The sequence below is a fragment of the Litoribacter ruber genome (genome assembly GCF_018500185.1).
GTDB classification, from domain to species: Bacteria; Bacteroidota; Bacteroidia; order Cytophagales; family Cyclobacteriaceae; genus Litoribacter; species Litoribacter ruber.
Window position 1 is genome coordinate 1 of sequence record NZ_JAHBGI010000009.1, and the last position, 14450, is coordinate 14450.

Sequence of the window (14450 nt, forward strand, 5' to 3'; positions counted from 1 at the left end):
ATTACTCGGATTTCACAGAGTAAAGCCACCAAGGTGCGGAGGCGCAAAGGGAATAAACTTAGCGTCTTTGAATCTTTGTGGCTAAAAAAAAACACAGATTACTCGGATTTCACAGAGTAAAGCTACTAAGGCGCGGAGGCGCAAAGAAAAAATCTTGGTATCTTGGAGCCTTTGTGGCTCTTTAAAACTTTAACGATATGAAAATATTAGTAACAGGTGGTAAGGGTCAGTTGGGCCAGGAGTTGGAGGGACTAGTGAGGGATTCTGGACATGATGGGGATTGGATTTTTGCATCAAGCCAGGAGGCGGATATTACCGATAGGGAAAAGCTCGAGACATTTTTCGAGCAAGTCAATCCCGATATCATTGTCAACTGTGCCGCTTATACGGCTGTGGATAAAGCTGAGGAGGATGAAGAAATGGCAAAAGCGATAAATGTGGATGGGGTGAGAAATCTTGCTGAACTGGCGAAAGACAAGCTCATCATCCATGTGTCCACAGACTTTGTTTTTGACGGGACTTCTCACATCGCCTACAAAGAAGATGTGGCTACCAGTCCTTTGGGTGTATATGGCCAAACGAAATTGGATGGGGAAAAAGCATTGTTGGAAACAGCCAAAAATGCCGTGGTCTTGAGGACTTCCTGGCTGTATGGGAGCTATGCCAATAATTTTATGAAAACCATGTTGCGGCTTGCAGAAACGCGGTCGGAACTCAATGTGGTGGCCGACCAGATCGGTACGCCCACCTATACGGGGGATCTTGCCAAGGCGATCATCCAGATTGTGGACCGGGGAGGGATTCCTGCCGGGGTCTATCATTTCAGCAATGAAGGAGTGACCAGCTGGTACGGTTTTGCACACAGCATTTTTGATTTGGCTGGCCTCAAAGTTAAAGTAAAGCCTATCCCTTCTGCCCAATACCCCACTCCAGCCCAGCGGCCGCATTTCAGCGTGTTGGATAAGACGAAGATTAAGCAGGCGTTAGGGATTGAAATTCCTCATTGGAGGGATAGTTTGAAGGAAGCGCTTAAGCGTACTATTTAGGGGTACAAGGTACCAGGTATTCGCGGCGGAAGTATTTGCGGGAGCCCACTGCGTGGGTGATGAGGTCTTGAGGCACAGCCTGCCTATCGGCAAAGGCCGGCCTCAATTTTCGAAGTCCCAAGGCACAGCCTTGGGACAACGTTCAGCGGTAAATATGTGGGTAACATCAAAATAGGCTTAAAAAAGCAGCAGTCCTACGGTGTACTTGGTACATTGTACTTTGTACTTAGTACAATTTTTTAATTCATATTCAACTTCTCCCTATCCAGTACCTCTTTAGAAAGAGCCGGCTTCTTGTAGGCCTTTTTGGTGATTCTAGTGGAAAGTACCGTAGGCTTGGTTTTGTTGATTTTGATAATCTGGATAAGGGTGTATCGGTCCAAGACCAAGCCCAAAGAAACAGCACTTAACACCACGATCGGAAGCATGACGTGGTCGTTGTAGGATTGTCCCAGGAAGATCAAGCCGATAAACAATAATTTGACCCCGCCCAAAACGTAAGCCACTTGGTCATGTTTAAGGCCCATTCTCATCAGGAAGTGGTGTACGTGGCTCTTGTCCGGTGCCAGTGGGGACTTGCCGTTTAGCACTCTTTTGGTAAAGATCCTTGCCGTGTCATAAATCGGGACGATAAGCAAAGCCACACCCGAAGCGATCGGAGCACTGAATTTGAAACCTTCCGCGCCTAGCATAGTGCCGTTTTTATCAATAAAGAGAATCACCAACACTGAAAGAACAAAACCGATACTTAGGGAGCCGGTGTCACCCATGAAGATTTTGGCCGGGTGCCAGTTGTAAAGCAGGAAGCTCAAGATCGCACCCACCATGGTAAAGGCAATGATACCGTAAGGAAGCATGCCTGCGGTGATAAACCACCAGCCTAAAAAGGTGAGGGTAATAGTACTTATCGTGCCAGCGAGACCATCGAGTCCATCGATGAGGTTGAAAGCGTTGGTCAATACAATGATGGTGAAGAAAGTCAGGAAGTAGCTGACTGCCAATGGGATTTCGTAAACGCCCAGGAAGCCATAAAAGCTGGTGACACGGATATCGGCCATGCCGATGACCAAAAAGGCAGCAATGCACTGTCCGATAAGTTTTTGCAAAGCGGTGAGTTCTACCAAATCATCCCTTAAGCCCAAGGTAAACATGATGCCCATGGCGATTAGAAAATACCGGGTAGTCGCCATTTGGTCTAGGGACAACCAGGTGGCCAGGCCGATGAATGTGGCCAACATGATGGAAATTCCGCCCATCGAGGGGATCATTCCTTTATGTATCTTCCTTCCTCCCGGGGCGTCCAATACATTATTTTTTCTAAAGAAAAATATAATGATCGGTGTAACTAAGAACCCGAAGAAAAAGGCGGTTAAGGTAGCTAAGAATAAAATCATACAAAAATATTTCCTGCAAATTTACTTATATTTTATTTAGGGACGAAAGAATATTATATAAAATGGTTAGCGTTGTATTTTGTCAGGATATTTCTGCATGTTAAAGAATAAAAAAGCGAGAAACTGCCGAATTGTAACTGTTTTAAGCATATTGCAAAATCAATTGAATGAGAAGATTTTATACCCTTACGCATGAATACTAAAGAATGTCCTGGTTGCGCCATGCCCGTAGAGCATGAAGAAGCCATCTGCCCCATATGCAAATTTGAATTTCCACAACGAAACAAGGCGTATGCGTGGGTAGCGGTGGCTTTGGCGGTATTGATGTTGTTGTTGATATTTTTGTAGAAATAATTGGCCACGAAGGGCACAAAGTTTACAAGAAGTTTCACAAAGCACTCTTCTCGAATAAAAAAATGGGGTCACCAAGTCGAATAAGTTTAAAAGTCGCACGACTTGTCCCGAGTAGCGGAGCGTATCGGGAAAGGCTTTATTGCGGAAGGTAAAGGGACACTGGGTTACGGGGAGTTTTAAAAGGAGTTTCATAGAGCTTCTTCGCGGAAGAAAATGGGTCACTAAGGGCACGAAGTTTAAAAGAAGTAGCACGAAGTTTATTTTTTCACTACCCCCCCCGTCTGTAATGGAGACGCCCAATATCAAAACATGGCCCAAATGGCTGAATGCCAGTCTGACCTGGAATGCTTGGTACTGGGTATCCCAATAATGAATGTCGAATGATGAATAATGAAAAATGAAGTAAACTTCGGCAGCAGCACCCACGAGTATTCATGGCACCCAATATCAAAACAAGCCCAAAAATGCAGAAACCACTTCTGTCCTAGAAATACTTAGTACCTAGTACCTGGTACTTGGTACCCATTTCTTAGTACCCAAATTTTTTTTCGTAATTTAGCACGCCGAATAAATACGATAACCTAAATATAAAATTTTCATGAAATACCGCATAGAGAAAGATACCATGGGGCCTGTTGAGGTGCCAGCCGACAAGTTTTGGGGAGCGCAGACACAGCGGTCCATTAATAATTTCAAAATCGGTGGTGAAAAAAACAGGATGCCAATCGAGATTATCCGGGCTTTTGCCATCCTGAAAAAATCCGCGGCCTTCACCAATGCCGAATTGGGCGTGTTGGCCCAGGATAAGGCGGAGGCCATCGGGAAAGTGTGCGATGAGATCTTGGACGGCCAACTGGATGACCAATTCCCATTGGTGGTGTGGCAGACTGGTTCCGGTACCCAGTCCAACATGAACTCCAACGAGGTGATCGCCTATAAAGCACATGTCAACCTTGGGGGAAGCCTAGAGGATGAGAAAAAGAAGATCCACCCAAATGATGACGTGAACAAGTCACAGTCTTCCAATGATACCTTCCCCACTGCCATGCACATTGCTGCCTATAAAATGGTAGTGGAGACGACTATCCCAAAGGTGGAAAAATTGAGAGACACCTTAAAAGATAAGTCAGACAAATTCATGGATGTGGTGAAAATCGGTAGAACCCACTTCATGGACGCCACTCCACTTACACTGGGACAGGAATTTTCTGGTTATGTGGCGCAGTTGAATTACGGGTTGAAGGCGTTGAAAAACACCTTGGAGCACCTTTCCGAGCTTGCTCTTGGAGGGACCGCTGTAGGTACCGGATTAAATACTCCAAAAGGGTATTCTGAGCTGGTAGCCAAGAAAATCGCTGAATTTTCAGGACATCCATTTGTAACCGCCCCAAACAAATTTGAGTCACTCGCCGCTCATGATGCGATCGTGGAGACGCATGGCGCCCTTAAGCAACTTGCGGTAAGCTTGATGAAAATCGCTAACGATATCAGGATGCTTTCTTCCGGCCCTAGATCCGGAATCGGGGAAATCCTAATCCCTGAAAATGAGCCTGGCTCCTCTATCATGCCGGGTAAGGTAAACCCAACCCAGGTAGAAGCCATGACCATGGTGTGTGCCCAAGTGATGGGTAACGACGTGGCGGTGTCTATAGGTGGATCAAATGGTCATTTTGAACTCAACGTGTTCAAGCCGATGATGGTCAACAACCTGTTGCAGTCTGCAAGGTTGATCGGTGACGCCTGCGTTTCATTCAACGACAACTGTGCGGTGGGTATAGAGCCCAATACGCCATTTATCAAGCGCCACTTGGAAAATTCCCTCATGCTGGTTACTGCCTTGAACCCACATATCGGGTATGAAAATGCGGCGGCAATCGCCAAGAAAGCCCACAAGGAAGGCACCAGCCTCCGTGAAGCCGCCCTCGCCCTAGACCTGCTGACCAACGAGCAGTTTGACGCCTGGGTGAAGCCGGAGGATATGACCGGAGGGTTGAAATGAGTTTAAAGGATTAACAGATTAAAGGATTAAGGATTGAGGGGTGCACTGTGCCCCTTAATCCTTTAATCAGGGCCACAGGCCTTAAACCCTTAAACCATAATGACCGCTGATAGCTGACTTTTGCCACCTGTGTTTATTTTATTTTTTCTCCGAACTTTATCAGGTAATTTGCCCTTTACTTATCAGATAAAGTTCCCCATAATTGTCTGAAATGACTGATAATAAACAGCTATTGTATTACAAATCCTATAAGCATCCTACCAGTCAGGAATGGCTTGTGCTCATCCATGGCGCCGGCGGCTCGTCGGCTATTTGGTATAAGCAAATCAAGGAGTTTAAAGCATCTTACAATTTGCTGTTGATCGACCTGAGAGGTCACGGGAGGTCTGCCAACAAGCTAAGTAGCTTATGGAAGGAGGAGTATACTTTTCCTGCTGTCACCAAGGATATCATCCAGGTGCTGGACCACCTGAAAATTCAACAGGCACATTTCATGGCGGTATCATTGGGGACCATTCTGGTGAGACAACTTGCGGAAATGGCACCTGAGCGGGTCAAAAGCATGGTGCTGGCCGGGGCCGTAACCAGGCTGAATGTGAAAAGCCGGATTTTGGTAAGCTTAGGAAATACTTTCAAAAGCGTAATCCCCTATATGTGGCTTTATCGTTTATTTGCTTGGGTGATCATGCCTAGAAAAAGGCATTCGGAATCCCGAAACCTCTTTGTGAGGGAGGCCAAAAGGCTCTGTCAAAAAGAGTTTATCCGCTGGTTTAAACTGACCGGAGAAGTAAATCCTCTGCTTAGGTACTTCAAGGAAAAAGATCTGGGGATACCCACGCTATATGTTATGGGCGAGGAGGATTTCATGTTCCTTAAGCCTGTCAAAAAAATCGTAAAGGATCATGCGAGCGCTTTCCTGCAGATCGTGCATCAATGTGGGCACGTCGTAAATGTGGAGCAGCCCCAAACCTTTAACCGGTTAACACTAGAATTCCTAAATGGCGGCCTTGAGGGCAGCCCATCATAAAGTTCAAGAATGAATAGAAAAACGAAAATCACTTTAATTGTAGTCATTGTTTTAGTGATAGCGGGGCTGTTTTTTTACCCCAGATTAGAGATGTTTCAAGAGAGTGCCGACCCGGAAACCCAGGCGGCTGAAGGTCAGAGCAGCAATTTGCCCGTAAATGTGGTAGAGATAAGGCCTGAAAGACTGGAAAACAACCTGAACCTTACTGGTTCAATCATAGCCAATGAAATGGTAAGCCTAAGGCCAGAAATCTCTGGCTTGGTCGAAAGGGTCAATTTCAAGGAAGGCGAATACGTAAAGAAAGGCACCCCCTTGCTGTACCTCAACGATGATGAATTGAAGGCCCAGGCAGAGAGGTTGAATTACCAAAAAAAGCTTTTTGAAGGCCAAGAAAACCGTCAGCGGCAGCTTTTGGACAGGGAGGCAATTTCTCAGGAGGAATATGATATTGTCCTAAATCAGTTTAATACTAATGTAGCAGACATCCAGTTGATTGATGCCCAGCTTCGCAAAACGGTGATCAGGGCTCCTTTTGATGGAGTTTTGGGATTGAGGCAGGTTTCGGAGGGAAGCTTCATTAGTTCTTCAGACATGATAGCCAGCATAGTCAACATTGATCCCATTAAGATCGAGTTTTCTATCCCTGAGCGCTATGCCAACAGGGTGAAGACAGGTTCAAAAGTTCACTTCTCCACCAATGCCTCAGAAGGGGAGTCTGTGGGGACAGTGTATGCAATAGAACCAAACATAGATGCGGCTACCCGAACACTGAAGCTACGGGCCGAGAGTCCTAACCGGGAAAGACGGTATTTGCCGGGAATGTTTGTAAGGGTAAGGTTAAATCTAGATGTGCAGGAAAATGCTTTGATGGTTCCGGCAGAGTCCATTATTCCGGAGTTGGACGGTTATAAAGTCTTTGTGGCCAGAGATGGTGTAGTAGAGGAAGCTAGAGTTTCGATCGGTACCCGTACCGAAAGGAAAGTACAGGTATTGGAAGGGCTCAATGAAGGAGACCTGGTATTGACTACGGGAGTGTTGCAAGTAAGGACGGGAATGCCCGTAGAAGTCACAAAAATCAATTAAATCATGGCGAGCTTATCCACGATAAGTATTCAACGGCCGGTATTGGCCATAGTGCTTTCCCTGACAATTCTGTTGTTTGGGATAATAGGCATATCATTTTTAGGTGTGAGAGAGTATCCCAGCGTGGACCCTCCCGTGATCAACGTGCGCACCACCTATGTGGGTGCCAATGCCGACGTAATCGAAGCCCAAATTACCGAGCCCCTAGAAGAGGCCATTAACGGTATCTCTGGGATCAAATCCCTAACATCTACCAGTAACGACGGTACGAGTAACATCACCGTTGAATTTGATGTAGGGGGTGACCTGGAGGCAGCTGCGAATGATGTTCGGGACAAGGTTTCCGGCGCCCAGCGAAATCTCCCACCCGATGCAGATCCTCCGGTAGTTTCCAAAGCCGATGGGGATTCCCAGCCGATTGTGTTCCTGAATGTGCAGAGTGATAGAAGAAATCTTTTGGAACTCTCTGATCTTGCCAATAACATTTTCAAAGAAAGATTGCAGACCATTCCTGGGGTAAGTACGGTCCAGATCTGGGGAGAAAAGCAATATGCTATGCGGTTGCGGATGGATCCCTTGAGGATGGCTTCCTATGGGATCACTCCGACGGACGTGCTAAACACCGTGCAGAGTGAAAATGTGGAGCTTCCTTCCGGTAGAATTGAAGGGAGCTCTATTGAGCTTTCGGTTCGAACCAAAAGTAGACTTGCCACCCCGGATGAATTCAACCGCATGATCATCAAGGATGATGGGAATAACATCGTTCAGTTTCAGGATATTGGCCGGGCAGAGCTCGCGCCTCTCAATGAGCGGACTGTGTTGAAAAGGGACGGCATCCCTATGGTGGGGGTAGTACTAGTGCCGCTGCCGGGAAGTAATAATATTGAAATTGTAGATGAATTTTATAAGAGGCTTGCCTTTATAGAGAAAGACCTGCCTTCGGATGTGAAATTGGGAATCGGGTTTGATTCCACCAAATACATCCGCTCCTCTATTAGCGAAGTGCAGCAGACCATTTTCACCGCCTTTATTCTGGTGGTATTGATCATCTTCCTGTTTCTGAGGGATTGGAGGACTACCTTTATACCTGTGCTGACGATTCCGATTTCACTGATTGGGGTGTTCTTCATCATGTATTTGATGGATTTTTCCATCAATGTCTTGACCTTGCTTGGTATAGTTCTTTCCATCGGATTGGTGGTAGATGATGCCATTGTGGTGCTGGAGAATATTTATACCAGGATCGAGAAAGGGGAAAAACCCATGGCTGCGGCTATTAAGGGAGCAGAGGAGATTTTCTTTGCTGTAATTGCTACTACTGTAGCCTTGGCAGCGGTATTCTTGCCTGTAATTTTCCTGACGGGAACCACAGGTCGATTGTTTAGGGAGTTTGGAATCGTGGTGGCCGGAGCGGTGATTATTTCATCCTTTGTGGCCTTGACCATGACCCCAATGCTCAGTAGCCGATTGCTGCGCAAAAGAGACAAGCCCAACTGGATTTACCTGAAAACAGAGCCCATTTTTGTCTGGCTGAATGAGAAATATGAAAGAGCCTTGGTGGGCTTTATGAAAGTCAGATGGGTAGGATTTGTGATCATCGCCGGCATGGGCATTATCATCTATGCGCTTTTCAACACCATCCCCACAGAGTTAGCCCCAGTGGAAGACAGGGGTGAAATGAGGATAAACTTAAGTGGCCCCGAGGGTGCCACCTTTGGGTTTATGGACAGGGTAATCGATGAGCTTACCTTGGAGTTTGATGAGAAAATACCTGAAAGATCTGGCTTTATATCCGTGACTTCTCCGGGCTTTGGTACTGCAAGTACAAATTCCGGTTTTATCCGAATAATGCTTACCGAGGCTACCGAGCGGGAGCGCACCCAGCAGGAGGTTTTCGATCAGGTCTCCGGTATATTAAAGAACAAGACGGCCGTGCGGGCCTTTGCCACCCAGCCCCAATCTATCGGGGATAGAAGGGGTGGATTGCCGGTGCAGTTTGTAATTCAGGCCCAGACATTGGAAAAACTCAAGGAAGTGATCCCTGAATTCATGAATAGGGTGAATGACAGTGAGGTGTTCAGCTTTTCCGATATCAACTTAAAGTTTACCAAACCTGAAATTGAAGTAGAGATTGACAGAGAAAAGGCGCGAAACATCGGAGTTTCGGTCCAGGAAATCGCCAGAGCGCTTCAGCTCTCTTATTCGGGGCAGCGTTTTGATTATTTCATCATGAACGGTAAGCAATATCAAGTGGTGGGCGAAATGCAGTTAGAAGACAGGAATGACCCGATTGATCTTCAAACGCTGTATGTTAGATCCTCCAACGGGGACTTGGTTCAGTTGGATAACCTGGTAAGCATCACCGAAAGAAGCACGCCACCCCAGCTTTATCGATTCAACCGTTTTGTAAGTGCGACCGTATCTGCGGGGCTTGCCCCTGGATATACCATCGGATCCGGATTGGATGAAATGGACATAATTGCTGCTGACGTTTTGGATGAAAGCTATAGTACTGATGTGGAAGGCCTTTCCAAAGAATTCAGGGAGAGTTCGAACAGTTTGATTTTTGCCTTCGTGTTTGCGCTGGTATTGATCTATTTGGTCCTTTCCGCCCAATTTGAAAGCTTCCTTGATCCATTGACCATCATGTTTACCGTACCGCTGGCCCTATGTGGTGCGTTGGTATCGCTGTGGATGTTTGATTTTACCCTAAATATTTTCAGCCAGATCGGAATAATTATGCTCATTGGACTGGTGACTAAAAACGGGATCCTGATTGTGGAATTTGCCAACCAGCGGAAAGCACAGGGTATGACCGTATATGAATCAATCGTGGGAGCAGCAGGGGCGAGATTCAGGCCGATTCTGATGACCAGTCTTTCCACTATTCTGGGGATTCTTCCTATCGCACTGGCCTTGGGAGCAGGAGCTGAGAGCCGTGTGCCTATGGGTGTGGTGGTAATAGGGGGTATGGCCTTTTCAACCATTTTGACCCTATTTGTAATCCCTGCAGTATATACATATTTGACATCTAAAGAAGGTAGATTAGCCAGAGTTTGATGAATAAATCTTTTTGTTTGGCGCTTGCGCTATTGATTGTTGCCTTTCCCGGTTTTGCCCAAGAGCAAGAAAGGGAAAAGCTGGATTTTGAGAAAGCAATTGAATTGGGATTAGATAACAACTTCCAAGTCAAGATTGCCATCAACGAAACTGAAATTGCAGAATACGACCGCCAGTTGGGGCAGAGTCTTTTGCTTCCTAGTTTAGATGCTACTTATACAGGAACATATAGAAATGAAGATACTGAACAGAGGTTTTTTTCTGAACCTGATCCAAGAATAATACCTGGTGCTCAAACCTACAACCGAAACTTTACCATGGCCACGATTTATGGCTTCAGGCCTGAAGCGGTGGTGGCTTTGAAAAGGTTGGGCAAACTGGCCGAAGTGACTGACTTGGAAGCCAAGGTGGTGATTGAAAACACCGTGGCCACTATTGCCACCTCTTACTACAGGCTTGTTTTGGAGTTGCAGCGCTATGATGTGTTGAGCAAGGCTCTTGAATTGTCTGAAGAGCGATTGGATATAGCAAGAGCTCAATATGAGTTTGGGCAGGCATCAAAAAGGGACTTCTTGGCTGCCCAAGTCGATTACAATGCGGATTTGGCAGCACTTGTAAACCAGGAGCAGATTATAGAAACAACTAGAATTAACCTGAATGAGATTTTGGCCATAGATCCCGATGTACAGTTTGTGGTAAATGATACGATCACCATTCAGGAAAACATCAGATTGGGTGATTTGGTGGAAAATGCCTACACGGATAACAAGCAGCTTTTGGCAACCCAAAGAATGGAAAACGTTGCGTATCTCCAATTAAGGGAGGCAAGAGCAGCTAGATTACCTTATTTAACTATTACTGGTGCTTATAATAATTCAATTATGGAATCAGATGCTGGATTCTTGGCAGAAAACAGGGTTGACGGTTTTACTGCCGGTGCCACCGTTGGAATCAACCTGTTTAGCGGTTTTGCCCTGAATAGGCGCATCCAGCAGGCTAGGGTCCAGCAAAGAAACCAGCAGTTTGCCGTGGAGCAATTTGAGATCCAGATGAAGTCAGATCTACACCGTTCTTATAATATCTATACTAATACCAAGCGCCTTTTGGAGATCGAGAGGGAGAACTATGAAGTAGCCGTGGAAAACTCCGAGATAGCCTTGGAAAGGTTTAGATTGGGAATTGCCAGTTACCTTGAATTTAGGGATGCCCAGGTCAACAGGCTGCAGGCCGAGAGCCGATTGATCGAGGCTGTGTATAATATAAAAGAGTCAGAAATCGAGTTGATGCGGCTCTCGGGGAAAATTTATTTTCAGAATCCCCAAGAGACAATTTACTAAAATGAAAAACCCGTTGAAATCTAAAATCAGCGGGTTTTTTAATATTATTAGGTGAAGTCTGATTACGCAAAATAAAATTAGCACAATATTTGATTTTTGGTGGATTGCTTTGTTATTGCTAATATTGCAACGGACCAAAGCCTGAAATTCAGGATGCGTATGAGATTACTCACAAGAGTCATTATATTTTTGTTGTCCACCGTCGCCCTGCTGAGCTGCAAAAAACAGCACGTAGAAAAGCAGGTTGATTTTTGGGAAAATACGGTGGAATTGGATTTGGACGAGATTAAAAAGCGGGGCTTTATCCGCGCCATCGTCGACAACACCTCTACAAGTTACTACATCTACAGAGGCCGCAGGATGGGCTATGAGTATGAAATGCTGCGTAACCTTTCCAAGGATCTGGGTGTAAATTTAAAAATCTTCGTGGCCTCTGACATAGATGAGGCTTTCAGGAAACTGAACGAGGGGAAGGTGGATATCATTGCCATCAATCTCGAAAAGACCGCAGATCGCACCGACTTGGCCTCATTCACCAAGGCCACCAATGAAATCCGTACCGTGCTTGTTCAGCGCAATGGGGAGGAGGGTACGGTTCAGGACCTGAAGGATTTGGAAGGAAGAACGGTTCATGTGCGTGAAGGAGCTGTGTACAAAAAGCAACTTCAGATGTGGAAAGACAGCCTGCAGCTAGATTTTAGGATCAAGGAGATGCCTTACGATTCAGAAGGATTGGTGAACCTGGTAGTTCAAAAAGATATTGATTTCACCGTAGTGGATGAAGATGTGGCCAGCGTAAATTCCAACTATTACCCCCAGCTGGATGTATCCTTGGAGGTCAGTCCTGCCAGCAAGGTGGGCTGGGCGGTAAGATCCAACTCCACCAAACTGTTGGCCGGAGTAAACAAGTGGTTGACCACTTTTAACAAATCCTCCTATCAGGCCATTCTCTACGATAAATATTTTGTCAACAAAACCAATAGTTATTTCCGAAGCAACAGCCCCTTTTCCTCTATCAGCGGGAATAGAATCTCCGCATATGATGAAATGATCAAAAAAGCCGCTGAAGGAATCGGCTGGGATTGGCGCCTTTTGGCAGCTTTGATTTTCAAGGAATCCCGATTCGATACCGAGGCAATATCCTATGCTGGTGCTTCTGGCCTTTTGCAGCTCATGCCGGTGACTTTGGAGCGCTTCGGGGTGTCTGACCCTAACGATCCCTTTGAAAGCCTTATGGGCGGCGTAAACTACCTCAAGTACCTGGATAAGTATTGGCAAAAGCGGGTACCGGAAGTCAATGAGCGAATCAAGTTTATCCTGGCTTCCTATAATGTAGGCCATGGCCATGTGGATGATGCCTGGAGACTTGCCCTTAAAGACGGCTATAATCCAAGCGAATGGGATAATGTCGCCATCTTTCTGAAGCAGAAGTCCAATCCAGAAATTTACCGCGACCCGGTGGTGAAGAGTGGCTACGCCAAAGGACATGTGGCGGTAAATTACGTGGAAGACGTATACGGGCTATTTGAAAGCTATAAGGTTCTTGTGGAACCTTAAGCAATCATTTCACTCATAATTTTAGCAGAAAGTAGACAAAGCGGTATGCCCCCACCGGGGTGTACCGAACCCCCGCAGAAATAAAGATTTTTGATTTCGGAGGAATAGTTGGCGTGCCGCAGAAAAGCCGCATATTTATTATTGGAGCTATTTCCATAAAGGGCCCCCTGTGCGGAGGAAGTTTTGCTTTCTATGATTCTTGGGTCTACAATTTCCTCTACCTCAATCAGGGCTTCTATATCAGTATTTAAGGTGCGGTTTATTTTTTGGATCACATTCTTCCTTGCCTCTGAAATCAGCTCATCCCAATCCTGCCCTTGATTATTGGGCACATTGATCATAGTAAACCAGTTCATGCACCCCTTAGGAGCATCATCGGCCTTGTATGTGGAGGTGATGTTTATGTAGACCGTGGGGTCTTCATAGATGGATTTCTTTTTGAATATATGGTCAAATTCCTCTTTATAATTTTGGCTGAAAAGGATGTTGTGAAGGTCGAGTTCAGGAAAATGCTGCTTGATTCCCCAGTAGAAAATCATGGCAGAGCTTGATTTGGGCTGTTCGAGAAGCTTTTTGGGTTGCTTTTGGTCTTTGAGGATGGTTTTGTAGGCATTGACCATGTCCATATTGTTCACCACCAGGTCTGCCTTATGCTCTTTTCCTGCCACCACTACCCCATTGGCGATGCCTTTTTCCACCAGTACTTTTTCCACTGGACTGTCAAATTGAAAATTCACCCCAATATCGACTGCCAGCTTATATAGGCTGGCGGTGATGTCATGCATGCCTTTTTTGGGAAAATATGCCCCCTTGTTAAACTCCAGGTGGGGAATGATATTCAACGTGGCTGGTGTCTGGTAAGGGTCTGAGCCATTATAGGTAGCATAGCGGTTGAAGAGCTGGACCAGCTTTTGGTTGTCAAACTGTTTGGCATTGGCCCCGTTCATGGTGTCAAACAAGCCTAGTTTGTTGAGCTGGAAGTAGCTTTTGAGGGCATCCCCATTTGTCCAGGTATTCACTTTGTGGAGGGATCTGTGCATGAATAAAGGTGCAAGCCTCTCATAGAGGTAAGCGGAGTGTTGCAGGTTGCTCTTGACCTTTTTGGCCGGCTCGCCCAGCTTGGTTTCCACCTCTTCGGCAAACTTATCGGTATTGGCGTAGGCATGCAGCTTTTGACCGTCTTCCCAGAAGTAATGGCAATTGACAGGCAGCCGTACATATTCGAAATAATCTTTTGGATCCCTACCCGTGATCTTAAACAGTTCGTCAACTTCTTCCGGCAGGGTAAAAAGCGAGGGGCCAAAATCAAATCGGTATTCCCCGAGGTGAAATTCGGAAAGCTTGCCTCCCGCAAAACTGTTGGACTCAAAAACTTGTACACGAAAACCTTTGGTTTGTAGTCTGATGGCGGCCGCTAATCCCGCAATTCCAGATCCTATTACTATGGATTTTTTACTCATGATGACATAACATGGATTTTTTTTTTCTGTTCGAAAAACTTGCGAATTAGCACATTCCCAATAGAAATTCTAAATAATTCAAGATAAATGATAGAGAAATTTAATTTAACCTATTTAGGTGTATATACTTGAA

Annotated in this window: 10 protein-coding genes; 8 read left to right on the plus strand and 2 right to left on the minus strand. The window is 45.7% G+C overall.

Going from position 1 to position 14450, the window contains the following annotated elements; all coding sequences use genetic code 11:
* The first annotated feature begins 197 nt into the window (after nt 1-197).
* Nucleotides 198-1046 carry a dTDP-4-dehydrorhamnose reductase gene (rfbD, locus tag KIH41_RS12635; protein ID WP_214162613.1) on the plus strand — a complete coding sequence of 283 codons (849 nt, stop codon included), beginning with the start codon at nt 198-200 and terminating at the stop codon, nt 1044-1046.
* Between the two features lie 239 nt (nt 1047-1285).
* Here the strand turns inward: rfbD and KIH41_RS12640 are convergent, their stop codons facing one another.
* The gene (locus KIH41_RS12640) at nt 1286-2440 is read right to left on the minus strand and encodes a glycosyltransferase family 4 protein (RefSeq protein ID WP_213944496.1); all 1155 of its coding nucleotides are present in this window, start codon (nt 2438-2440) and stop codon (nt 1286-1288) included.
* Between the two features lie 192 nt (nt 2441-2632).
* On the opposite strand from KIH41_RS12640, the gene KIH41_RS12645 reads away from it, so the two are divergent.
* The 7 genes from KIH41_RS12645 (at nt 2633) to KIH41_RS12675 (ending at nt 12857) form a co-directional block, all read left to right on the plus strand.
* Entirely contained in the window at nt 2633-2788 is a 156-nt protein-coding gene (locus KIH41_RS12645) for a hypothetical protein (protein ID WP_213944497.1), read from the plus strand.
* Nucleotides 2789-3392: 604 nt separating this feature from the next.
* Entirely contained in the window at nt 3393-4793 is a 1401-nt protein-coding gene (gene fumC / locus KIH41_RS12650) for a class II fumarate hydratase (protein WP_214162614.1), read from the plus strand.
* Nucleotides 4794-5004: 211 nt separating this feature from the next.
* Nucleotides 5005-5820, plus strand: coding sequence for an alpha/beta fold hydrolase (locus KIH41_RS12655; RefSeq protein ID WP_213944499.1), 816 nt, complete (start codon nt 5005-5007; stop codon nt 5818-5820).
* A 9-nt stretch (nt 5821-5829) separates the two neighbouring features.
* Nucleotides 5830-6903, plus strand: coding sequence for an efflux RND transporter periplasmic adaptor subunit (locus KIH41_RS12660; protein ID WP_213944500.1), 1074 nt, complete (start codon nt 5830-5832; stop codon nt 6901-6903).
* Nucleotides 6904-6906: 3 nt separating this feature from the next.
* A complete protein-coding gene (locus KIH41_RS12665; protein ID WP_213944501.1) occupies nt 6907-9963 on the plus strand; it encodes an efflux RND transporter permease subunit in 3057 nt (1018 codons plus the stop codon).
* The gene (locus KIH41_RS12670; protein WP_214162615.1) at nt 9963-11300 is read left to right on the plus strand and encodes a TolC family protein; all 1338 of its coding nucleotides are present in this window, start codon (nt 9963-9965) and stop codon (nt 11298-11300) included. The genes KIH41_RS12665 and KIH41_RS12670 overlap by 1 nt, the downstream gene beginning before the upstream one ends.
* 159 nt (nt 11301-11459) lie before the next feature.
* On the plus strand, nt 11460-12857 hold the full coding sequence (locus tag KIH41_RS12675; protein WP_317194950.1) for an MltF family protein: 1398 nt from the start codon (nt 11460-11462) through the stop codon (nt 12855-12857).
* On the opposite strand, the gene crtD is transcribed toward KIH41_RS12675, so the two are convergent.
* Nucleotides 12854-14317, minus strand: coding sequence for a 1-hydroxycarotenoid 3,4-desaturase CrtD (crtD, locus tag KIH41_RS12680; protein WP_214162617.1), 1464 nt, complete (start codon nt 14315-14317; stop codon nt 12854-12856). The genes KIH41_RS12675 and crtD overlap by 4 nt on opposite strands.
* Nucleotides 14318-14450: the final 133 nt, after the last annotated feature.

What these genes read in the sequence shown, in the direction of transcription:
- rfbD (WP_214162613.1), top strand. Translation starts at nt 198, where the DNA reads ATGAAAATATTAGTAACAGGTGGTAAGGGTCAGTTGGGCCAGGAGTTG.
- KIH41_RS12670 (WP_214162615.1), top strand. Translation starts at nt 9,963, where the DNA reads ATGAATAAATCTTTTTGTTTGGCGCTTGCGCTATTGATTGTTGCCTTT.
- KIH41_RS12665 (WP_213944501.1), top strand. Translation starts at nt 6,907, where the DNA reads ATGGCGAGCTTATCCACGATAAGTATTCAACGGCCGGTATTGGCCATA.
- KIH41_RS12645 (WP_213944497.1), top strand. Translation starts at nt 2,633, where the DNA reads ATGAATACTAAAGAATGTCCTGGTTGCGCCATGCCCGTAGAGCATGAA.
- KIH41_RS12660 (WP_213944500.1), top strand. Translation starts at nt 5,830, where the DNA reads ATGAATAGAAAAACGAAAATCACTTTAATTGTAGTCATTGTTTTAGTG.
- KIH41_RS12675 (WP_317194950.1), top strand. Translation starts at nt 11,460, where the DNA reads ATGAGATTACTCACAAGAGTCATTATATTTTTGTTGTCCACCGTCGCC.
- KIH41_RS12640 (WP_213944496.1), bottom strand. Translation starts at nt 2,440, where the DNA reads ATGATTTTATTCTTAGCTACCTTAACCGCCTTTTTCTTCGGGTTCTTA.
- KIH41_RS12655 (WP_213944499.1), top strand. Translation starts at nt 5,005, where the DNA reads ATGACTGATAATAAACAGCTATTGTATTACAAATCCTATAAGCATCCT.
- fumC (WP_214162614.1), top strand. Translation starts at nt 3,393, where the DNA reads ATGAAATACCGCATAGAGAAAGATACCATGGGGCCTGTTGAGGTGCCA.
- crtD (WP_214162617.1), bottom strand. Translation starts at nt 14,317, where the DNA reads ATGAGTAAAAAATCCATAGTAATAGGATCTGGAATTGCGGGATTAGCG.